This window comes from Caldimonas caldifontis (assembly GCF_002930615.1).
Lineage (GTDB): Bacteria > Pseudomonadota > Gammaproteobacteria > Burkholderiales > Burkholderiaceae_C > Caldimonas > Caldimonas caldifontis.
The window spans coordinates 121,706-142,436 of record NZ_PSNX01000011.1 but is presented as its reverse complement, the minus strand read 5'-3'; the positions used below and the strand labels follow the sequence as shown (position 1 = coordinate 142,436).

Genomic DNA, 20,731 nt, shown 5'->3' with positions numbered 1-20,731 from the left:
CCCCGGCGCCTGGATTTCGAGCCAACGCGCCCGCAACGGCGCGTAACTTTTGGTTACTTCTTCAACGCGTCCCGGATCTCACGCAGCAACACGATGTCCTCGGGCGGGGCGGCCGGTGCTGGGGGCGGGGGTGGGCTTTGGCGCTTGAGGCGATTGATCTGTTTGATCATCAAAAAGATGATGAAGGCCAGGATCAGAAAGTTCAGCGCCACCGTGATGAAGCTGCCATAGGCAAAGACGGCGCCGGCCTTCTTGGCCTCGACCAGTGTTTCGGCTGTCTGGCCTGCCAGAGGGATGAAGTAGTTGGAGAAGTCCAGGCCGCCGAAGACGGTGCTCACCACAGGCATGATGATGTCGCTCACGATGGAATCGACGATCTTGCCGAAGGCCCCTCCGATGATCACCCCGACGGCCAGATCGATGACATTGCCCTTGACGGCAAACTCCCTGAACTCAGACATGAACCCCATGTGTGTCTCCCGGTTGGGTGTGCGCTCAGACCCAGTATGCCTTTGACCCCCTCAAAGGCCAAGTGTGCGGCCGCTTCAATCGGCCTGCGCGGCTGGCGCACGCCGGCGCGGCCCTGGGGGCTGGCTGGGGCGCAGTCCAGTCCGCTAGAATCGCGGGTTGCCCCCAACCAAGAAGTGCTATCCGAGGATCCCCCATGAGTGATCAGCAAGTGGACAAAAGCCGCCGCACCTGGGTTGCCATTGCCTGTGGCGCCGGTGCCGTCGGTGGTGTGGCCACCGCCATCCCGTTCGTCAGCACCTTCCAGCCGTCCGAGCGCGCGCGCGCCGCTGGCGCTGCGGTGGAAGTGGACATCAGCACCCTGCAGCCGGGCGAGATGATCACCGTGGAATGGCGCGGCAAGCCGGTGTGGATCATGCGTCGCACGCCTGAGCAGCTGGCCTCCCTGGACCACACGGAGAGCCAGGTGGCTGATCCGCAGTCGCTTCGCACCCAGTACCCCACACCCGAGTACGCGCGCAACCAGCATCGCTCGATCAAGCCTGAGATCTTCGTGGGCGTGGGCATCTGCTCGCACCTGGGTTGCTCGCCCATCTCCAAGCTGACACCGGGTGCCCAGCCCTCGCTGCCTGACGACTGGCAGGGAGGCTTCCTGTGCCCTTGCCATGGCTCGACGTTCGACGTCGCCGGGCGTGTGTTCAAGAACAAACCCGCCCCGGACAACCTGGAAGTGCCGCCGCACATGTACCTGTCGGACTCCAAGCTGTTGATCGGCGAGGACAAGCAGGCCTGAGCCCCCGACGGACGTACAAGCACTAGGTGACACCCCATGGCTGAATACAAAGAAGCTCCCGCCGACGCCACCGCCGCCCAGAAGCTGCTGAACTGGGTCGACAACCGCTTCCCGCTCTCCAAGCTCTACAACGAGCACGTCGGGGAGTACTACGCGCCCAAGAACTTCAATTTCTGGTACGTGTTCGGTTCGCTGGCCCTCGTGGTGCTGGTGATCCAGATCGTCACCGGCATCTTCCTCGTGATGCACTACAAGCCCGATGCCGAACTCGCGTTCGCGTCGGTCGAGTACATCATGCGCGACGTGCCCTGGGGCTGGCTGATCCGCTACATGCACTCCACCGGGGCCTCGGCCTTCTTCGTGGTGGTGTACCTGCACATGTTTCGCGGCCTGCTCTACGGCTCTTACCGCAAGCCGCGCGAGCTGGTGTGGATCTTCGGCTGCGCGATCTTCCTGTGCCTGATGGCCGAGGCCTTCTTCGGCTACCTGCTGCCCTGGGGCCAGATGTCCTACTGGGGGGCTCAGGTCATCGTCAACCTGTTCGCCGCTGTGCCTTTCGTCGGTCCTGACCTGGCCCTGCTGATCCGCGGCGACTATGTCGTGTCCGATGCCACGCTGAACCGCTTCTTCAGCTTCCACGTCATCGCCATTCCGCTGGTGCTGCTGGGTCTGGTGGTGGCGCACATCATCGCGCTGCACGAAGTGGGCTCGAACAACCCCGATGGTGTCGAGATCAAGGCCAAGAAGGATGAGAAGGGGCGTCCGCTGGACGGCATTCCCTTCCACCCGTACTACACGGTCCATGACATCTACGCTCTGAGCGTCTTCCTGCTGCTGTTCTCGGCCGTGGTGTTCTTTGCGCCCGAGTTCGGTGGCTACTTCCTGGAGTACAACAACTTCATCCCGGCCGATCCGCTCAAGACGCCCGCGCACATCGCCCCGGTGTGGTATTTCACGCCCTACTACTCGATGCTGCGTGCCACCACCGATGTGATGGTGAACGTGCTGGTTGGTCTGATCGCCATCGGTGCCATCCTGGCCGTGCTCAAGGGGGGCTTGAGCGGCAAGGGCAAGCTGGCGGTGATCGTCGGCGCGCTGGTGGCCGCCGGCCTGCTCAAGGCTTTCGACGCCAAGTTCTGGGGCGTGGTCGTGATGGGTGGCGCGGTGGTCATCATGTTCTTCCTGCCCTGGCTCGACCGCAGCCCGGCCAAGTCCATCCGCTACCGTCCCGACTGGCACAAGTACGTCTACGGCTTCTTCGTGTTCGGCTTCCTGGTCCTGGGCTACCTCGGCGTGAAGCCGCCCGGTGTGTGGGGCACGCCCCAGGTCATGGGCATGGCGGTCGACATCGCGGCCGTCACGTCGCAGATCCTCACGCTGAGCTACTTCGCCTTCTTCCTGCTCATGCCTTGGTGGTCGCGCATGGGTGAGTTCAAGCCGGTGCCTGAGCGTGTGACCTTCGCCGCCCACTGAGCCCGCTGGAGTCCGCCAACATGAAAAAGATGATCCAAACGCTGCTGGCTGCGCTGGCTCTGAGCTTCGGTCTGTCCTCGGCCCATGCGGCCGGTGGCGGCATCCCCTGGGACAAGTTCCCCAAGGAACGTGTCACGGACATGGCCGCACTGCAGAATGGCGCCAAGCTCTTCGTGAACTACTGCCTGAACTGCCACTCGGCGGCCTTCATGCGCTACAACCGACTGCGCGACATCGGCCTCACCGAAGAGCAGATCAAGAACAACCTGATGTTCACCACCGATCGGGTGGGCGACACCATGAAGGCCGCCATCGACCCCAAGCTGGCCAAGGAGTGGTTCGGTGCCAACCCGCCGGACCTGACCCTGATCGCCCGCTCACGTTCGGCGCCTGGTCAGGGCAGCGGGGCTGACTACCTCTACACCTACCTGCGCACCTACTACCGCGACGAGACCAAGGCCACCGGCTGGAACAACCTCGCCTTCCCCAGTGTGGGCATGCCCCACGCGATGTGGGAGCTGCAGGGCCAGCGTGCCGCTCGCTACACCGAGCAGCCCGACCCGCACGATCCCACCAAGACCGTGCAGGTCTTTGCCGGTTTCGAGCAGATCACGCCGGGCAAGATGACCGAGGCCGAGTTCAACGTGGCCATCGCCGATCTCGTGGCCTTCCTGCAATGGATGGGGGAGCCCGTGCAGAACCAGCGCGTCCGTCTCGGCGTGTGGGTGCTCATTTTCCTGGCAGGCTTCACCTTCATTGCCTGGCGCCTGAACGCTGCGTACTGGAAAGACGTGAAATGACCCTGGGGTGAGACGCTGGCCGCCGCAGCGGCCCGTCACATCCACCGGAGTGGGCCCGCCAATGCGTCCCACTCCTTTCGTTTTTTATCTCTCGACCCACGAGGAGCTCACCACCATGATGGTGCTTTACTCCGGAACGACCTGCCCCTACTCCCACCGCTGCCGCTTCGTGCTGTTCGAGAAGGGGATGGATTTCGAGATCCGCGATGTCGACCTCTTTGCCAAGCCCGAAGACATCGCGCTGATGAACCCGTACAACGAGGTGCCCATCCTGGTGGAGCGCGACCTCATCCTGTACGAGTCGAACATCATCAACGAGTACATCGACGAGCGCTTCCCCCACCCGCAGCTCATGCCCGGGGATCCGGTGGCACGCGCCCGCGTGCGCCTGTTCCTGCTCAACTTCGAGAAGGAACTGTTCGCCCACGTCAACGTGCTGGAGTCGCGTGGCATCAAGCCCACCGACAAGCAGCTCGAGCGCGCGCGTGCCCAGATCCGCGACCGACTGACCCAGCTGGCCCCCATCTTCCTGAAGAACAAGTACATGCTGGGCGAGGACTTCTCCATGCTCGACGTGGCCATTGCGCCCCTGCTGTGGCGCCTGGACTATTACGGCATCGACCTGTCCAAGAACGCCATGCCGCTGCTCAAGTACGCCGAGCGCATCTTCTCGCGTCCGGCCTACATCGAGGCGCTGACCCCGTCCGAGAAGGTCATGCGCAAGTGATGACGCGATGAGCGATCCGACCCCGCCCGACAGCACCGAGGTCGCCTCGACGCGGCCCTACCTGATCCGTGCCCTGCACGACTGGTGCACCGACAACGGCTTCACGCCCTACCTGGCGGTGTATGTGGACGAGTCGGTGCAGGTCCCGCGCGAGTATGTGAAGAACCACGAGATCGTGCTCAACGTCAGCTTCGACGCGACCAGCGGCCTGAAGCTCGGCAATGACCTGATCGAGTTCCGGGCCCGCTTTGGCGGCGTCTCGCGCGACATCCTGCTCCCGGTGGATCACGTGATCGCCATCTATGCCCGCGAAAACGGCCAGGGCATGGCCTTCCCCGTGCCGCTGGCGACAGGCGCCGGTGCGGCGGATGCTGGTGAAGCCGAACCGTCCACCCGGCCTGCGACCTCCTCTCGTGCGGCACCCGGCACCCTGAAGCTCGCCCCTGGCCCCGCGGGCAGCGAATCCACGACGGCGCCTCCCACCGAGGAGCCCCCTGAGCCCACACCGCCCGCAGGGGGGCGCCCCGCCCTCAAGCGGGTGAAGTGAGCGCCTTAGAATCTGTACCCGATGCCGCCCCGGCGGCCTCGCCGGCTTAGCTCAGTTGGTAGAGCAACCGCCTTGTAAGCGGTAGGTCATCCGTTCGAGTCGGATAGCCGGCACCACCCCTCTGAAACCCCCAGACAGGGATGGAAGCTGGCCTGCATGGCAGAACAAGAGGCCCTCGGTGTGACACGTGCACGCCGCGTTACCCCCGGTTGCCGTTCCCTGGGTCAGGCCGATTGAACCTTCACCCTGATTGCGCTAACCTGCCACCCCTGTTGGCGTAAGGCCGCTTCCAGGCGGGGTTGCAGCTGTCGCAGCTTGGCCGCCGCCGCCGCGTTCGGTGCCAGCAGAGTCCACCCCTGTTCATCGACAGGCCCAGCTTTGACATGGGCCGCGAGCGCGGGGGGCAGGAGGGGGCGAATACCGTCGAGGCGCGACTGCGAGTCGCGCAACAGGAGTTGTAGCCGCTCCAGCATGCTGTGGCGGCTCATGGCCTCGTGGATGGGCAGGGTCCGGTCCGCGCGGGGCTTCATGGGCAGGAGTGTAGCGATGCAGATCATGATCACCCACAGCCGGTTCACGCGAACGCGTGTGCTGACGCTCAGCCGTTGGCAGCTGGCCGCGCTGATGTCGGGTGGTCTGAGCCTCCTGCTGGTGCTGTCGGGCCTGATCTACCACTTCATCTTCCTGAAAGCCGCCCGTGAGGGCTGGCCGGTCGTCAGCCAGATCGTGCGCCTGGTCGTGAAGGACGAGTTCGCGCAGCGCGACCGCTTCCTGCGCGAGAACCTCGATGCCATGGCCCGCAAGGTGGGCGAGATGCAGGCCCGGCTCGTGCAGCTCGAGGCCGTGGGTGAGCGGGTGTCGGACATGGTGGGTCTCAAGCCCGACGAGATCAAGGCCGCGGTCCCCGACGGACCCAAGGGCGGCCCGTATGTGCCCACGGGGCAACCCTCGTTCGAGCAGCTCAATCGCCTCATGGACGAGCTCGACCAGGCGGCGGCTCTGAACGCCGATATGTTCACCCTCATCGAGTCCCAGTTGTTCGAGCAGCGCGTGCAGGCGCTGATGATCCCGAACAGCCGCCCCGTGGACGCACCCACCAGTTCGGGCTTCGGTTTCCGGGAAGATCCGTTCTCTGGCCGCCAGGCCCTGCACACCGGTCTGGACTTTCCGGCGCCCACGGGCACGCCCATCCAGGCGGCGGCTGGGGGGGTGGTGATCGCTGCCGAGTACCACCCGGCTTACGGCCACATGGTGGACATCGACCACGGCAACCAGCTCGTCACCCGCTATGCCCATGCCTCGAAGCTGCTGGTCAAACAGGGCGATCTGGTCAAGCGAGGCCAGGTGATCGCCGAGGTGGGGTCCACCGGCCGCTCCACCGGGCCGCACCTGCATTTCGAGGTGCTGGTGGCAGGTGTCCCCCAGAACCCGGCCCGCTTCCTGGCCGGCCAGGCGCCCCGACGCTCGTCGGTGGCCCAGGCGACGGCGGCCCGCCCGGCGGCGCCCTGAACCGCTCCCGCCGCCCCTTGTGGCGGCCCCTGCAACGCCCGATGCCCCATGCATCCGGGCGCATGACCGGGTGCTAAACTCAAACGCTTTGGGGCGCTGGCTGCCTGCCAGGGCCCTTTCGCCTTGACGTGACGCCCCGACGTCCGCAGCCCCGAGGCTGCCCCTTCTTTCTATCCCTTCCCTTCGCGCATGTTGCCCAAGCTTCTCACCCAGATTTTCGGCAGTCGCAACGACCGGCTCCTCAAGCAATACCGGCGTGTGGTGGAGCGCATCAACGCGCTGGAACCCCAGTTCGAAACACTGGACGATGCCGCGCTGCGCGCCAAGACCGACGAGTTCCGTCAACGCCTGGCCCAGGGCGCGACGCTCGACGACTTGCTGCCCGAGGCCTTCGCCGTGGTGCGGGAGGCCAGCAAGCGCGTGCTGAAGATGCGCCATTTCGATGTGCAGATGATCGGTGGCATGGCGCTGCACAACGGCAAGATTGCCGAAATGCGCACTGGCGAAGGCAAGACGCTCACCGCCACGCTGCCGGTCTACCTCAACGCCCTGGCAGCCAAAGGTGTGCATGTGGTGACGGTGAACGACTACCTCGCCCGCCGGGACGCCGAATGGATGGGCCGGCTGTACGGCTTCCTGGGCCTGAGCGTGGGGGTGAACCTGCCCCTGATGTCTCGCGCCGACAAGCAAGCTGCCTATGCGGCGGACGTCACCTACGGGACGAACAACGAATTTGGCTTCGATTACCTGCGCGACAACATGGTCTATGAGACCGCCGATCGCGTGCAGCGGGGGCTGAATTACGCCATCGTTGACGAGGTGGACTCCATCCTGATCGACGAGGCGCGCACGCCGCTCATCATCAGTGGCCAGGCGGAGGACCACACCGAGCTGTACATGCGCATCAATCAGGTGGTGCCGCATCTCAAGCGCCAGATCGGCGAAGCCGACCCGCGCACCGGCGAAGGCGTGATCGAGCCGGGCGACTTCACGCTTGACGAAAAGAGCCGCCAGGTCTTCCTCACCGAGCAGGGCCATGAAAACGCCGAACGGGTGCTGACCCAGGCGGGCCTGCTGGCCGAGGGGGCGAGCCTTTACGATCCGGCGCACATCGCCTTGGTGCACCACCTCTACGCCGCACTGCGTGCCCACCACCTCTTTCATCGCGATCAGCACTACGTGGTGCAGAACGGCGAGGTGATCATCGTGGACGAGTTCACCGGCCGCCTGATGGCCGGGCGCCGCTGGTCCGATGGTCTGCACCAGGCGGTGGAAGCGAAAGAGGGGGTGGCCATCCAGGCGGAGAACCAGACCCTGGCGTCCATCACGTTCCAGAACTACTTCCGCATGTACGGCAAGCTGGCCGGCATGACCGGCACGGCCGACACCGAAGCCTATGAATTCCAGGAGATCTACGGGCTGGAGACGGTGGTCATCCCGCCGAACAAGCCGACGCAGCGCAAGGATGACCTGGACCGCGTCTACAAGACCAGCCGTGAGCGCTACGACGCGGTGATTGCCGACATCCGCGACTGCTACGAACGCGGTCAACCGGTGCTGGTGGGTACCACCTCGATCGAGAACTCCGAGCTCATCTCTGAACTGCTGACCAAGGCCAAGTTGCCGCACCAGGTGCTCAATGCCAAGCAGCACGCCAGGGAAGCGGAGATCATCGCCCAGGCGGGCCGTCCGGGCATGATCACGATTGCGACCAACATGGCCGGCCGCGGCACCGACATCGTGCTGGGCGGCAATGTCGAGAAGCAGGTGCAGCTCATCGAAGCCGACGAGACCCTGAGCGAGACCGAGAAGCAGCTGCGCATCGACAAGCTCAAGTCGGAGTGGCAAGGCCTGCACGAGCAGGTCAAGGCATTGGGCGGGCTGCGCATCATTGCCACCGAGCGCCACGAGTCGCGCCGCATCGACAACCAGCTGCGGGGGCGCTCCGGCCGTCAGGGCGACCCGGGTTCCTCGCGCTTTTACCTCTCGCTCGAAGACCCGCTGATGCGCATCTTCGCCGGCGACCGCGTCAAGGCGATCATGGACCGCCTGAAGATGCCCGATGGCGAAGCCATCGAGGCAGGGATCGTCACGCGTTCGATCGAGAGCGCGCAGCGCAAGGTCGAGGCCCGCAACTTCGACATCCGCAAGCAGCTGCTCGAGTACGACGACGTGTCGAATGACCAGCGCAAGGTCATCTACCAGCAGCGCAACGACATCCTGGATGCCACCGAGATCAGTGCCCAGATCGCGCATCTGCGCGAAGGCGCTCTGACCGACGTCGTGCGCAACCATGTGCCGGCAGACAGCGTCGAGGAGCAATGGGACCTCGCCGCCCTCGAGACGACGCTGCGCGAGGAGTTCCAGCTGGACGTGGACCTGCGGCAGTGGGTGGAGGCCAGCGAGGCCGTCACCGACGAAGACATCGTCGAGCGGGTTGTGAAGGCCGGCCACGCCGCCTACGAGGCCAAGGTCGAGCGGGTGGGCAAGGAGCAGTTCGCGCAGTTCGAGCGCATGGTGCTGCTGCAGTCCATCGACACCCATTGGCGGGAGCATCTGGCGGCCTTGGACTACCTGCGCCAGGGCATCCACCTGCGCGGCTACGCGCAGAAGAATCCGAAGCAGGAATACAAGCGCGAGGCCTTCGAGCTCTTCTCGCAACTGCTGGACGTGGTGAAGCTGGAGGTCACGCGTATCCTCCTGACGGTGCGCATCCAGACCCAGGAGCAGGTGGCCCAGGCGGCCGAAGCCATCGAGGACAAGGCCGAGCACATCAGCAACGTGACCTACACCCATCCGAACGAGGATGGTTCGGTGGCGAGCGAAACCGACCCACGCACAGCGGCCGTGCAGGTGCCCAAAGTCGGCCGCAACGACCCCTGCCCCTGCGGCAGTGGCAAGAAGTACAAGCATTGCCACGGCAAGCTGGCCTGAAACCGGGAGCGCTTCGATGCCTGTGAATCTCTTGGCCCCTGATCCCCAGTCGCTGCATGCCGTGCCCGGCGTGCGCATCGGCATCGCGATGGCGGGTGTACGCAAGGCCAACCGCAAGGACGTTTGTGTCTTCGTGCTCGACGAAGGTGCGGCGGTGGCTGGCGTCTTCACCCAGAACCGCTTCTGTGCCGCGCCGGTGCAGGTGGCGCGGGAGCACCTTGCAGCGGGTGCGGGCGTGCGGGCCTTCGTGATCAACACCGGCAATGCCAATGCGGGCACCGGCGAGGACGGGCTGGCGCGTGCGCGCGCCACCTGCGAGGCGCTGGCGAAGCAGCTCGGTGTGTCGCCTGCCCAGGTTCTGCCCTTTTCCACCGGCGTGATCATGGAGCCGTTGCCGGTGGATCGCATCGTCACGGGCCTGCCGGCCGCCGTGGGCGACCTGAAGCCCGACAACTGGGCGAACGCCGCCGAAGCCATCATGACGACCGACACCGTGCCCAAGGCCGTGTCGCGCCAGGTGAGCATCGGTGGCAAGACGGTCACGATCACCGGAATCGCCAAGGGTGCCGGCATGATCCGGCCCAACATGGCCACGATGCTGGGCTTCCTGGCCACCGACGCCAGCATCGACGCGGCCTTGCTGCCGACCCTGGTGCGCGAGGCGGCGGACCAGTCTTTCAACCGCATCACCATCGATGGCGACACCTCCACCAACGACGCTTTCGTGGTGGTGGCGACGCACCAGGCGGGTCATGCGCCGATCACCCAGCTGGAGTCCCCCGAGGGGGCCGCACTGCGTGAGGCCGTGATCGACGTGGCGCAGCAGCTCGCCCAGGCCATCGTGCGTGACGGCGAAGGGGCGACGAAGTTCATCACCGTGCGTGTGGAAGGTGGCGCCACGAAGGACGAGTGCCGCAAGGTGGCCTACGCCATCGCCCATTCGCCCCTCGTGAAGACGGCCTTCTACGCCAGCGACCCCAACCTCGGCCGCATCCTGGCGGCGGTGGGCTATGCCGGCATCACCGACCTCGACCAGACCAAGATCGATCTCTATCTGGATGATGTGCATGTGGCTCGCCAGGGCGGGCGTCATCCCGATTACCGGGAAGAGGACGGCCAGCGTGTGATGAAGCAGGCGGAAATCACCGTGAAGGTCTTGCTCGGGCGCGGCAACGCGCGGGCCACGGTGTGGACCTGCGACTTCTCGCACGACTACGTCAGCATCAACGCTGACTACCGCAGCTGAGGCCGTCCCGGGCGGGCTCACGCCTGGGCGAGGTGCTGCTCCAGGCGGTCAAGGGTGTGCTGCAGGGATGTGAGCGACCGGCTGACTCGCTCACGACGACCGGCGGCGCGCGCGTCGAGCAGGGTGCGCGTGGTGTCGGCCAGCGCGGCTTCGTTCAGCGCCAGACCGTGCCGAGCCAGGCGGGGGGCCAACTCACCGAAGCGGGTGCGCAAGGCCTGACGCGTGCTCTGGTAGGCATGCTCGGCCAGGCGACGCCGCTGCGAATAGCTGAAGGTGTTGGCCAGGAACATCTCGGCATCGTGGGCCTCGGGCTCGAAGAGCACGATGTCGGTGCCGGGATAGGCGCGCTCGTAGCTGCGCAGGCCGAGCTCCAGGCGCGAATGGATCATCGAGCGGAAGGTCTGCGACAGCACCACCGGCAGGCCGCCATCGGCAATGCGCGGGATGCGGTGCGGCCCACCTTCTCCGTCTTCGCGGGCCTCGAAGGGCACCAGCGGGTTCAGGCAGATCATCAGGTCCAGGCCCTGCTCCAGCAGCACCGAGGCGTGGACCGTCTTCTTCAGCGCGCCGTCCACGTAGTGCCGCCCGTCGATCTCGACGGGCGGGAACAGACCGGGCAGCGCGGCGCTGGCCTGCACGGCGCGTGAGATGGGCACATGGTCCCAGCCGGGCTGGCCGAAAGGCGCGGCCGATCCGCTGTCGAGATCGGTGGCCACGAGCACGAGCTTGCGGCCCAGGGTTCGGAAGTCATTGCTGCGCCCGGGCTCCGAGAAAAGCTGGGCCAGCCGGGTGTGGATCTGCTCGTTCGAGAACAGGCCGGTGGGCAGGGCACGGCCCAGCCGCTCCACGGCACTCATCAGCGAGCGTCGGCCGAAAGCGTAGTGCCAGGCGGCCGAGCCGAGCAGGCCGGGCAGCGCGGCCCCGCGACGCAGGAACTCGCCCACGGCCGGGCGCACGAGCAGCGAAGGCTCGAAGACTTCGCTGGCAGGGCCCAGGTTCTCGATGAACGCGCGGCAGAGCTCGCGAGGGGTGTAGCCATTGGCCAGGCCGGCCGCAATGAAGCCGCCGGCCGAGACGCCCACATAGCCGTCGCACTGGGTGAGCGTGACGCCCTGGAGCACCTCGTCCAGCGCGCACAGCGCCCCGATCTCATAGATCGCGCCCAGCGGCCCGCCACCGGCCAGGGCCAGGCCGATGCGGGCGGCGGTGGGGCGGGAGGGCATCCTCAGGCAGCAGCCTTGCGGGCCGGCGAGCGTTTGGCAGCGGGCTTGGCGGATGCCGTCTTGCGGGCGGTCTTGGCCGCCGGCTTGCCCGACCCCTTGGCCGCCCCATTGACCGCCTTGGCCGGTGTCTTCGACAGCTTGGCCACCGCCTGGCTGAGTTCGTCGATGCGCGCGATCAGGGCATCGACATCCTTGTGGCTGGGCACCCCCAGCTTGTTCAGGGCACGGGAGACGCGCTCCTCGAAGATGGTTTCGAGCTTGTCCCAGTGCTGACCGGCACGGCCCGAGATCTCACCGGCCATGGCACTCATCCTGCCCGTGACTTCGCCGATCTTGTCCTCGGCCACGGCCTGGGTCTTGCGCTGCAGCGACACCCCTTCCTTCACCAGCGCCTCGAAGACCTTGCCGCCCTCGGCCTGTGCCTTGGAGAACGCGCCCAGACCTGCCAGCCAGATCTGCTGGGCCGAGTCGCGGACGGTGGCAGCCAGCTGCGAGTCGAACAGGCCGGCAGGGGAGGCGGCCTTCTTCTCGGCCATCTTCTGAAGCTTCTTGACCATCGGTCTTCCTTCCAGGTTGCGTGGAGACAGACTCACTATAGGCGGGGGGGCTAGGCGCGACAGCCTAATTCTCTAGTGAGCGGTCTCTACGGGCCCCTGGGGAAATCGCGCAGCAGGCAGTGCGCGGGCTTGGTCAAGAATCGGGACCATCGTCATCAGGAGGGCAGTCATGCACTATTTCGTCACCGGCGCCACCGGCTTCATCGGCAAACGTCTCGTCAAGAAGCTGCTGGAGCGCCGCGGCGCGGTCGTGCACTTCCTGCTGCGCAAGGAAAGCCAGGCCAAGGTGCCCGAACTGCTCGAGTTCTGGGGCGTGAGCAAGGCGCGCGCGATCCCGGTCTATGGCGACCTCACCCAGCGCAAGCTCGGGGTGTCGGCCGAGGATGTGAAGGCCCTGAAGGGCCAGATCGATCACTTCTATCACCTGGCCGCGGTGTACGACCTGGCGGCGGCGTCCGAGACCCAGGTGGCCGTGAACATCGACGGCACCCGCCACACCGTGGAGTTTGCGAAGGCCATCGAGGCCGCGCACTTCCACCATGTGTCGTCGATCGCCGCGGCGGGCTTGTACGAGGGTGTGTTTCGCGAGGACATGTTCGAGGAGGCCGAGAACCTCGACCATCCCTACTTCCACACCAAGCACGAGAGCGAGAAGGTCGTGCGCAAGGAGTGCAAGCTGCCCTGGACGGTCTACCGCCCGGCGATGGTGGTGGGCGACTCGCAGACCGGCGAGATGGACAAGATCGATGGGCCCTATTACTTCTTCAAGCTCATCCAGCGCCTGCGCCAGCTGCTGCCGCCCTGGATGCCGATGGTGGGCCTCGAAGGCGGGCGCGTGAACATCGTGCCGGTGGACTTCGTGGTCGATGCCATCGATCACATCAGCCATGCCAAGACCCCGCCGACCGGCAAGTGCTTCCACCTCGTCGATCCCAAGGGCTACCGCGTGGGCGATGTGCTGGACATTTTCAGCAAGGCCGCGCATGCACCGAAGATGAACGTCTTCGTGAACGCCGCCCTGCTGGGCTTCATCCCCAAGGCGGTGAAGAAGGGGATGATGGCGCTGGCGCCGGTGCGCCGCGTGCGCAACGCGGTGATGAAGGACCTGGGCCTGCCCGAGGACATCCTCACCTTCGTCAACTACCCCACGCGCTTCGACTGTCGGGAGACGCTGGCGGCCTTGAAAGGCAGCGGCATCGCCTGCCCCAATCTGCACGACTACGCCTGGGTGCTGTGGGACTACTGGGAGCGCCATCTCGACCCCGACCTCTTCATCGACCGCTCGCTGCAGGGGGCCGTGGGCGGCAAGGTGGTGCTGGTCACCGGCGGCTCCTCAGGGATCGGCCTGGCCGCGGCCAAGAAGTTTGCCGAGGCGGGGGCGATCACCGTGATCTGCGCACGCGACGAAGCCAAGCTCGCGGAGGCGAAGAAGGAGATCGTCGAGTTTGCCGGTGCCGATGCGCAGGTGCATGTGTATTCGGCGGACATTGCCGACGAGGCCAGCTGCACCCAACTGGTGGCCTGGCTGAACGACGAGTTCGGTGGGGTGGATGTGCTGATCAACAACGCCGGACGCTCCATCCGTCGCGCGATCGAGAACAGCTACGACCGCTTCCACGACTTCGAGCGCACGATGCAGCTCAACTATTTCGGCTGCCTGCGCATCACCATGGGCCTGCTGCCCGGCATGGTGGCGAAGAAGAAGGGCCATGTGGTCAACATCAGCTCGATCGGCGTGCTGACCAATGCGCCGCGCTTTTCGGCCTATGTGGCCAGCAAGGCGGCGCTCGATGCCTGGACGCGCTGCGCCTCCAGCGAGTTCGCGGACGTGGGCGTGACCTTCACCACCATCAACATGCCGCTCGTGCGCACGCCGATGATCGCGCCGACCAAGATCTACAACAACGTGCCGACGCTGGCACCGGAAGAAGCCGCCGACATGATTGCGCAGGCGGTGGTGCACAAGCCGGTGCGCATCGCCACGCGCCTGGGCATCCTCGGCCAGGTGCTGCACGCCCTGGTGCCGCGTGTGGCGCAGATCATCATGAACACGAGCTTCCGCATGTTCCCCGACAGCGAGGCGGCCAAGGGCGAGAAAGGCGGCAAGCCGCAGTTGTCAGCCGAGGCCATCGCCCTGCAGCAGATGATGCGGGGCATCCATTTCTGACCCGACGGGGATCACTTCTTGTCGATTGCGGTGACCGTGTAGGTGCCGCCCACCTTGGCGGCCTGGAAGCTGACCTTGTCGCCCACCTGCACCTTGTCGAGCAGGCTGGGCGGATCGGCGCGGAAAACCATGGTCATCGGGGGCATGTCCAGGCTCTTGATCTCGCCGTGCTTGAGCGTGATCTTGCCCGCAGCCTTGTCGATCTTGCGCACTTCGCCCTCGGCGGCCTGGCCGAAGGCAAGCGTGGCGAAGGTGACCAGGGCGAGTGTCGTGAGCAGGCGCTTCATGGGGGTGCCTTTCAGGTCCGGGTGCCGGTGATGGCGGTGTAGTGCTGGTAGACGCGGCCTTTGCGGTCACGGCCGACCAGGACCACGTCATAGGCATCGCGGCGGTCGCCCACTTCCATGCCGGGCGAGCCGATGGGCATCCCGGGCACGGCCAGTCCGATGGCGGCCGGGCGCTCGGCCAGCAGTCGATGGATCTCGCGCGCGGGCACGTGGCCTTCCAGCACGTAGCCCTGCACCTGGGCCGTGTGGCAGGAGCCGAACTCGTCGGGCATGCCCAGCTTCTCCCGGTACTCGGCCGGGCCGCGCACGTTGTGGACCTTCACCTGGAAGCCGTTGGCCTCCAGATGCTCGACCCAGGCGCCGCAGCAGCCACAGCTTTCGGACTTCCAGACCTCAACCAGGGGCTTGCGCGCGGCGAAAGCCGGGACGCTCGCGGCTGCAGCGGTGGCGCCGATCCAGCCCAGGAGCTGGCGGCGGGACAGGGTGGGGGACATGGACACCTCTCGAGAGAACGGCGGGTTCTTGATGTGATGGTACTGCGCCTTTCGAGTGCGTCCTGGCGCCAGGGTTCCTGTGCTTTGTTCATCAAGCGAACAAACGGTGGACTGCCAGTGTGCTGCGCTGCACCAGCCACCGCCCTAGAATCCGGGCACCCATCCAATGTCTGCGTCCGCCTGCGCCACGGAGCCTTTCCACATGACCACCCCTGCATCCGCGCCCGATCACGACCTCCAGCACATCGCCCCGCGCGACCAGGCCGAGATCCTGGCCCAGGCCCTGCCCTACATCCGCAAATTCCACGGCAAGACCATCGTCATCAAGTACGGCGGCAACGCCATGACCGATCCGGCCCTGCAGCAGGACTTCGCCGAGGACGTGGTGCTGCTCAAGCTCGTGGGCATGAACCCGGTGGTGGTGCACGGCGGTGGGCCGCAGATCGATGAGGCGCTGGCCAAGATCGGCAAGAAGGGCACCTTCGTGCAGGGCATGCGCGTGACCGACGAAGAGACCATGGAGGTGGTCGAGTGGGTGCTGGCCGGCCAGGTGCAGCAGGACATCGTGGGCCTGATCAATGCCGCTGGTGGCAAGGCCGTGGGCCTGACCGGGCGTGACGGCGGCCTGATCCGCGCACGCAAGCTGCGCATGAAGGACAAGGCCGACCCCAACAAGGAACACGACGTCGGCCAGGTGGGCGACATCGTCGCGATCGATCCCAGCGTGGTCAAGGCTCTGCAGGACGACCAGTTCATCCCGGTGATCTCGCCGCTGGGCTTCGGCGAACACAACGAGAACTACAACATCAATGCCGACGTGGTGGCCGGCAAGCTGGCCGAGGTGCTCAAGGCCGAGAAGCTGATGCTGCTGACCAACACCCCGGGCGTGCTGGACAAGAACGGCCAGTTGCTGACCGACCTGACCGCACGCGAGATCGACGAGCTGTTTGCCGACGGCACCATCTCGGGCGGCATGCTGCCCAAGATCGCTTCGGCACTGGATGCGGCCAAGAGCGGCGTGAACGCGGTGCACATCATCGACGGTCGTGTGCCCCACGCGATGCTGCTGGAGGTCCTCACCGATCAGGCCTTCGGCACGATGATCCGGTCTCACTGACCCCTCCGGGCGCCGCATGCAGCGCCGCGAGCGGGTCTGGCTGTTCGACCTGGACAACACGCTGCACGATGCGTCCAGCGCGGTGTTCCGGCACATCGACGGGTCGATGACCGACTACATCGTCCGTGCGCTGGACGTGCCGCATGAGCAGGCGGACTTCCTGCGTCGTGACTACTGGCGGCGTTACGGTGCGACCCTGCTGGGGCTGATCCATCACCATGGCATCCGGCCCGCGCACTTCCTGGAACACACCCACGGACTGCCCGGGCTGGAGGACAGGCTCTTCGCCCATGCCCATGACAAGGCGGCCGTCAAGCGCTTGCGAGGGCGGAAGTACGTGCTGACCAACGCCCCCCGGGGCTACACCCGGCGGGTGCTGGGCGCGCTGGGCCTGGAGTCGGTGTTCGACGGCATCATCCCCATCGAGGGCATGCGCATGTTCGGCCAGTGGCGACCCAAGCCCGACCGGCGCATGCTGCGACACGTCGCCGCCCGGCTCAAGGTGCCGCCCCACCGTTGCACGCTGGTCGAGGACACGCTCGCCCATCAGAAGGCGGCCCGTTCGCTGGGCATGCACACGGTGTGGATGCAACGATATCTGAGACGCAATGCACACGGGCCGGAAGTTGGTGTTTACCTGCACCGCAAGCCCGTCTACGTGTGTGCGAGAATCTGCTCGCTACAAAAGTTACATTTTTGCTGAGCACACGATGGCCGATCTGCCCGTTCCTGCCACGCCGTCTTCCACTCCTGCCGAGGCCGCGGGCGAGCCGACCGGGCGCAAGCGGCCCAAGCCGGGGGAGCGGCGCATCCAGATCCTTCAGACCCTGGCGTCCATGCTCGAGCAGCCCGGCGCCGAACGGGTCACCACCGCGGCCCTGGCCGGCCGGCTGGAAGTGAGCGAGGCGGCGCTCTACCGCCACTTCGCGAGCAAGGCCCAGATGTTCGAGGGCCTGATCGACTTCATCGAACAGAGCATTTTCACCCTGGTCAACCAGATCACCGAGCGCGAGCCCGCCGGTCAGGCCCAGGCGCACAAGATCGTCGCCGTGGTGCTGCAGTTCGCCGAGAAGAACCCCGGCATGACCCGCGTGATGGTGGGCGATGCGCTGGTGTTCGAGAACGAGCGCCTGCTGGTGCGCATGAACCAGTTCTTCGACCGCGTCGAGGCCCAGTTGCGCCAGAGTCTGCGCCAGGCGGCCGACGCCAACGGCTCGATCACCCCCACGGTCGATGCCCAGGCCCAGGCCTCGGTGCTGACAGCCTTCGTGGTGGGGCGTCTGCATCGCTACGCCCGCTCGGGCTTCAAGCGCACGCCCACCGAGTTCCTCGACACGAGCCTGCGCCTGCTGTCGGCCTGATCGCTTGGCTCGGCCATGCTGAGCATCACCCTGGCCGGCGAGCAAGCCGTGCTCCTGCCCGAAAAAGCCCTGTGGCTGCCCGAACATGGCTGCCTGCTGGTGGCCGACGTGCACCTGGGCAAGGCGGCGAGCTTCCGCAAGCGGGGCGTGCCGGTGCCTCGCGGCAGCAGCAGTGCGGCGCTGCAGGGGCTGAGCGGCCTGATCGAGCGGCTGGCACCCCACCGGCTCGTGTTCCTGGGGGACTTCCTGCATGCCGCCGAGGCCCACAACCCGGCCACGCTTGAGGCGTTGTCCCGCTGGCGGGATCGGCACCCCGGGCTGGACCTGGTGCTGGTGCGCGGCAACCACGACGACCGCGCGGGCGACCCGCCGGCCGACCTGCAGGTGCAGTGCGTGGACGAGCCCTGGCCGCTGGGGGCCTTGGCCCTGTGCCATCACCCGACCCCGCAGGGCGAAGCCTATGTGCTGGCCGGACACTGGCACCCTTGTGTGAGCCTGCAGGGCCGAGCACGCGACCGCCTGCGCCTGCCCTGCTTCTGGTTCTCGGCCCAGGTGGGAGTGCTGCCCGCCTACGGGCATTTCACCGGCATGCACCCCATCGAGCCGGCAGCGGCAGACCGGATCTACGCCGTGGCCGCCGGCGAAGTCGTGGCCGTGCCCACGCCGGGCTGAGGCCGCCGCTACACTGCTGCGCTCCGACGTCCTGTTCCTGCCGTCTTCTTCCATGTCTGCTGCCCTCGAAGCCCTGCTGCTCCGCGCCGAAGCCCTGCTGGCCCGGCTGGAGAAGGTGCTGCCCCAGTCGCTCAGCGAGCCCGACTGGTCGGCCTCCATCGCCTTCCGCTACCGTCGCCGGGGCCAGGCCGGCCGGCTGGAGCCGGTGCGCCATGTGTCCACCATCCGGCTGTCGGACCTGCAGGAGGTGGACGGCCAGAAGGAGCGCCTGCTGCGCAACACGGCGCAGTTCGTGGCGGGCCAGGAGGCCAACAACGTGCTGCTCACGGGTGCACGGGGCACCGGCAAGTCCTCGCTGGTGAAGGCCTGCCTGAACGAGTTCGCCGACCGTGGCCTGCGGCTCATCGAGGTGGACAAAGCCGATCTGGTGGATTTGCCGGACCTCATCGATCTGGTGGCCGAGCGTCCCGAGCGCTTCATCGTCTTCTGCGACGACCTGAGCTTCGACGAGGGGGAACTGGGCTACAAGGAACTGAAGTCCATCCTCGACGGCTCGGTGGCCGCGGCCACCCCCAACGTGCTGATCTACGCCACGTCCAATCGCCGCCACCTGCTGCCCGAGTACATGAAGGAGAACCTCACCTACACCCACACGGAGGATGGCGAGGTGCACCCCGGCGAGGTGGTGGAGGAGAAGATCTCGCTGTCCGAGCGCTTCGGCCTGTGGATCAGCTTCTACCCCTTCAGCCAGGCCGAGTACCTGGCCATCGTGGCCCAGTGGCTGCGCAGCTTTGGCGTGGACGAGTCGGCCATCGAGGCGGCGCGGCAGGAGTCGCTGGTGTGGGCGCTGGAGCGCGGCTCGCGCTCCGGCCGGGTGGCCTACCAGTTTGCCCGTGACTATGCCGGCCGCCACGGCCTGCATCACGCATGAGAACGCCGGTGGACGTGGCCGTGGGCGTGCTGGTCGAGCGCACGCCGGCAGGTGAGGGCCGCTTCCTGTTGACCTCGCGCCCAGACGGCAAGGTCTATGCGGGCTACTGGGAGTTCCCGGGCGGCAAACTGGAGGCGGGCGAGTCGGTGGAAGAGGCCCTGCGCCGGGAACTGCACGAGGAGCTGGGCATCACCATCGGGGCCGTGCACCCGTGGAAGGTGGAGCTGGTGGACTATCCGCATGCCCTGGTGCGGCTGCATTTCTGCAAGGTTTATGACTGGGTCGGCGAATTCGAGATGCGCGAGGGGCAGTCCATGGCTTGGCAGGATCTGCCGGTGCAAGTGCACCCGGTGCTGCCGGGAACAGTCCCGGTGCTTCAATGGTTTGCGGCCGAGCGTCGCTTCGACGGAGCGACCCACCGCGGCTGAGCCAGCCTCAATGCACGGGCGGCGTGTCCGGGTCCTCGGCGCCGGCGCTGTCGGGTCGCGCTGGCACGCGGTAGCTCTCGCTGGCCCAGGCCCCGAAGTCCAGGTTCTTGCAGCGTTCGCTGCAGAAGGGGCGATAGGGATTCTGCGCCGCATAGAGGCTCGGGCCGCCACAGGCCGGGCAGCGTACGGTGCGGGGCTTGGAGGCGGTGGAGTTCATCCCGTGCACAGGGTCAGCTCGAACCCCAGCTCTTCGGTGGCGGGGCGCAGGCGCCCTTCTTCTTCCTGGCGCATGAAGCGGATGGACACCATGAGCCGATGGCCGCTGATCTCGGGCACGAGGCCGAGAGCAGGATCGAGCCGTACACGCAGGAGCTGGTAGCTGCGCCCGGCCGGCAGGCTCTGCTGGTACTGGCCTGCGGTGGCCATCACCTTGTGAGGCACGCCCGACTCGCGCAGCAGGCCCAGCAGCACGCGCAAGGCCTCGGCGAGCGGCATCAGGGTGCCCACCCAGCGCTGCAGGTCGGCCTGGCGACGGGCCGCGGGCTGGTTCTGCCAGGCGTAATAGGCTGGGAGGTCGAACTCGCAGGTGCCGCCCGGGATGCTGATGCGGCTGCGCACGCTCATCAGCCATTCGTTGTTGGTCAGGGTCTGGCCCGCCTTGCCGGGCAGTTGATTGAGGCGCTGGAAGGCGTGGTCGATCCGCCCGATCACCTCGTTCAGCGCGTCCTCGGAGATCGACGGGTTGCCACGGTAGCCATTGAGGATGGAGCGCTGGCGCTCCAGGTCCTTGAGCAGGTCGGACTTGAGATCCGCTCGCGAGGCCACATCGATGATCTCGAAGATGGTGGCCAACGCGAAGTGGTGATCGACCGCCTCCTCACGCGGCATCAGCTGCCCCAGCCGGTCGAACAGCTGTTCGAGCCGCAGCATGGTGCGAATGCTCTCGTTGAAGGGGTACTCGTAGAGGATCAAGACTGGGGCGCGATGCAGAAGGTGG

General features: G+C 66.3%; 23 protein-coding genes and 1 tRNA gene. 16 read left to right on the top strand and 8 right to left on the bottom strand.

Annotated elements, in window-relative coordinates:
- Positions 1 to 53: 53 nt before the first annotated feature.
- Positions 54 to 470 carry a large conductance mechanosensitive channel protein MscL gene (gene mscL / locus C1704_RS12945; protein ID WP_104303144.1) on the bottom strand — a complete coding sequence of 139 codons (417 nt, stop codon included), beginning with the start codon at positions 468 to 470 and terminating at the stop codon, positions 54 to 56.
- A 194-nt stretch (positions 471 to 664) separates the two neighbouring features.
- Between mscL and petA the strand changes: the two genes are divergently transcribed.
- The 6 genes from petA to C1704_RS12915 all read left to right on the top strand — a co-directional run bounded on the left by petA (position 665) and on the right by C1704_RS12915 (position 4,924).
- The gene (gene petA / locus C1704_RS12940; RefSeq protein WP_104303143.1) at positions 665 to 1,261 is read left to right on the top strand and encodes a ubiquinol-cytochrome c reductase iron-sulfur subunit; all 597 of its coding nucleotides are present in this window, start codon (positions 665 to 667) and stop codon (positions 1,259 to 1,261) included.
- A gap of 36 nt (positions 1,262 to 1,297) precedes the next feature.
- Positions 1,298 to 2,734: a cytochrome b gene (locus tag C1704_RS12935; protein WP_104303142.1), complete on the top strand. Its 1,437-nt coding sequence runs from the start codon at positions 1,298 to 1,300 to the stop codon at positions 2,732 to 2,734.
- 20 nt (positions 2,735 to 2,754) lie between these two features.
- Positions 2,755 to 3,534, top strand: a complete 780-nt coding sequence (locus C1704_RS12930) for a cytochrome c1 (protein WP_104303141.1) — start codon at positions 2,755 to 2,757, stop codon at positions 3,532 to 3,534.
- Between the two features lie 115 nt (positions 3,535 to 3,649).
- The gene (locus C1704_RS12925) at positions 3,650 to 4,261 is read left to right on the top strand and encodes a glutathione S-transferase N-terminal domain-containing protein (protein WP_104303140.1); all 612 of its coding nucleotides are present in this window, start codon (positions 3,650 to 3,652) and stop codon (positions 4,259 to 4,261) included.
- A 7-nt stretch (positions 4,262 to 4,268) separates the two neighbouring features.
- Positions 4,269 to 4,808, top strand: coding sequence for a ClpXP protease specificity-enhancing factor (locus C1704_RS12920; protein ID WP_104303139.1), 540 nt, complete (start codon positions 4,269 to 4,271; stop codon positions 4,806 to 4,808).
- 40 nt (positions 4,809 to 4,848) lie between these two features.
- Positions 4,849 to 4,924: transfer RNA gene (locus C1704_RS12915), tRNA-Thr, on the top strand.
- 108 nt (positions 4,925 to 5,032) lie between these two features.
- Here C1704_RS12915 and C1704_RS12910 read toward each other — a convergent pair.
- Positions 5,033 to 5,338 carry a DciA family protein gene (locus C1704_RS12910; protein ID WP_104303138.1) on the bottom strand — a complete coding sequence of 102 codons (306 nt, stop codon included), beginning with the start codon at positions 5,336 to 5,338 and terminating at the stop codon, positions 5,033 to 5,035.
- A gap of 16 nt (positions 5,339 to 5,354) precedes the next feature.
- Here C1704_RS12910 and C1704_RS12905 point away from each other — a divergent pair, with 16 nt between their 5' ends.
- From C1704_RS12905 to argJ, 3 genes are all read left to right on the top strand, one after another.
- Positions 5,355 to 6,317, top strand: coding sequence for a M23 family metallopeptidase (locus C1704_RS12905; RefSeq protein WP_104303137.1), 963 nt, complete (start codon positions 5,355 to 5,357; stop codon positions 6,315 to 6,317).
- A gap of 189 nt (positions 6,318 to 6,506) precedes the next feature.
- Positions 6,507 to 9,251 (top strand): preprotein translocase subunit SecA, encoded by a 2,745-nt coding sequence (secA, locus tag C1704_RS12900; RefSeq protein ID WP_104303136.1) that lies wholly within the window; start codon positions 6,507 to 6,509, stop codon positions 9,249 to 9,251.
- 16 nt (positions 9,252 to 9,267) lie between these two features.
- The gene (gene argJ / locus C1704_RS12895) at positions 9,268 to 10,497 is read left to right on the top strand and encodes a bifunctional glutamate N-acetyltransferase/amino-acid acetyltransferase ArgJ (protein WP_104303135.1); all 1,230 of its coding nucleotides are present in this window, start codon (positions 9,268 to 9,270) and stop codon (positions 10,495 to 10,497) included.
- A gap of 17 nt (positions 10,498 to 10,514) precedes the next feature.
- On the opposite strand, the gene C1704_RS12890 is transcribed toward argJ, so the two are convergent.
- Both C1704_RS12890 and C1704_RS12885 read right to left on the bottom strand, forming a co-directional pair.
- Positions 10,515 to 11,720: a patatin-like phospholipase family protein gene (locus tag C1704_RS12890; protein ID WP_104303134.1), complete on the bottom strand. Its 1,206-nt coding sequence runs from the start codon at positions 11,718 to 11,720 to the stop codon at positions 10,515 to 10,517.
- 2 nt (positions 11,721 to 11,722) lie between these two features.
- Positions 11,723 to 12,277, bottom strand: coding sequence for a phasin family protein (locus C1704_RS12885; protein WP_104303133.1), 555 nt, complete (start codon positions 12,275 to 12,277; stop codon positions 11,723 to 11,725).
- Positions 12,278 to 12,446: 169 nt separating this feature from the next.
- On the opposite strand from C1704_RS12885, the gene C1704_RS12880 reads away from it, so the two are divergent.
- Positions 12,447 to 14,444, top strand: a complete 1,998-nt coding sequence (locus tag C1704_RS12880; RefSeq protein ID WP_104303132.1) for an SDR family oxidoreductase — start codon at positions 12,447 to 12,449, stop codon at positions 14,442 to 14,444.
- A gap of 11 nt (positions 14,445 to 14,455) precedes the next feature.
- Here C1704_RS12880 and C1704_RS12875 read toward each other — a convergent pair whose 3' ends face one another.
- Together C1704_RS12875 and C1704_RS12870 are read right to left on the bottom strand one after the other, a co-directional pair.
- Positions 14,456 to 14,731, bottom strand: coding sequence for a copper-binding protein (locus C1704_RS12875; protein WP_104303131.1), 276 nt, complete (start codon positions 14,729 to 14,731; stop codon positions 14,456 to 14,458).
- 11 nt (positions 14,732 to 14,742) lie between these two features.
- Positions 14,743 to 15,225, bottom strand: coding sequence for a DUF411 domain-containing protein (locus C1704_RS12870; RefSeq protein WP_104303130.1), 483 nt, complete (start codon positions 15,223 to 15,225; stop codon positions 14,743 to 14,745).
- 202 nt (positions 15,226 to 15,427) lie between these two features.
- On the opposite strand from C1704_RS12870, the gene argB reads away from it, so the two are divergent.
- From argB to C1704_RS12840, 6 genes are read left to right on the top strand one after another with little or no spacing between them, the layout of a single operon-like run.
- Positions 15,428 to 16,342 (top strand): acetylglutamate kinase, encoded by a 915-nt coding sequence (gene argB, locus C1704_RS12865; RefSeq protein ID WP_104303129.1) that lies wholly within the window; start codon positions 15,428 to 15,430, stop codon positions 16,340 to 16,342.
- Positions 16,343 to 16,358: 16 nt separating this feature from the next.
- Complete coding sequence (locus C1704_RS12860; RefSeq protein WP_104303128.1) at positions 16,359 to 17,045, top strand: pyrimidine 5'-nucleotidase; 687 nt, start codon at positions 16,359 to 16,361, stop codon at positions 17,043 to 17,045.
- Between the two features lie 7 nt (positions 17,046 to 17,052).
- Positions 17,053 to 17,703 carry a nucleoid occlusion factor SlmA gene (gene slmA, locus C1704_RS12855; protein ID WP_104303127.1) on the top strand — a complete coding sequence of 217 codons (651 nt, stop codon included), beginning with the start codon at positions 17,053 to 17,055 and terminating at the stop codon, positions 17,701 to 17,703.
- Positions 17,704 to 17,718: 15 nt separating this feature from the next.
- Positions 17,719 to 18,375 (top strand): ligase-associated DNA damage response endonuclease PdeM, encoded by a 657-nt coding sequence (gene pdeM, locus C1704_RS12850; protein WP_104303126.1) that lies wholly within the window; start codon positions 17,719 to 17,721, stop codon positions 18,373 to 18,375.
- Between the two features lie 52 nt (positions 18,376 to 18,427).
- Positions 18,428 to 19,306 (top strand): ATP-binding protein, encoded by an 879-nt coding sequence (locus C1704_RS12845; protein ID WP_104303125.1) that lies wholly within the window; start codon positions 18,428 to 18,430, stop codon positions 19,304 to 19,306.
- Positions 19,303 to 19,734: an NUDIX domain-containing protein gene (locus C1704_RS12840; protein ID WP_104303124.1), complete on the top strand. Its 432-nt coding sequence runs from the start codon at positions 19,303 to 19,305 to the stop codon at positions 19,732 to 19,734. The genes C1704_RS12845 and C1704_RS12840 overlap by 4 nt, the downstream gene beginning before the upstream one ends.
- 7 nt (positions 19,735 to 19,741) lie before the next feature.
- Here C1704_RS12840 and C1704_RS12835 read toward each other — a convergent pair whose 3' ends face one another.
- Positions 19,742 to 19,951, bottom strand: coding sequence for a DNA gyrase inhibitor YacG (locus C1704_RS12835; protein WP_104303123.1), 210 nt, complete (start codon positions 19,949 to 19,951; stop codon positions 19,742 to 19,744).
- A complete protein-coding gene (gene zapD, locus C1704_RS12830; RefSeq protein ID WP_104303192.1) occupies positions 19,948 to 20,706 on the bottom strand; it encodes a cell division protein ZapD in 759 nt (252 codons plus the stop codon). Before zapD ends, C1704_RS12835 begins: the two co-directional genes overlap by 4 nt.
- Between the last annotated feature and the right edge of the window lie 25 nt (positions 20,707 to 20,731).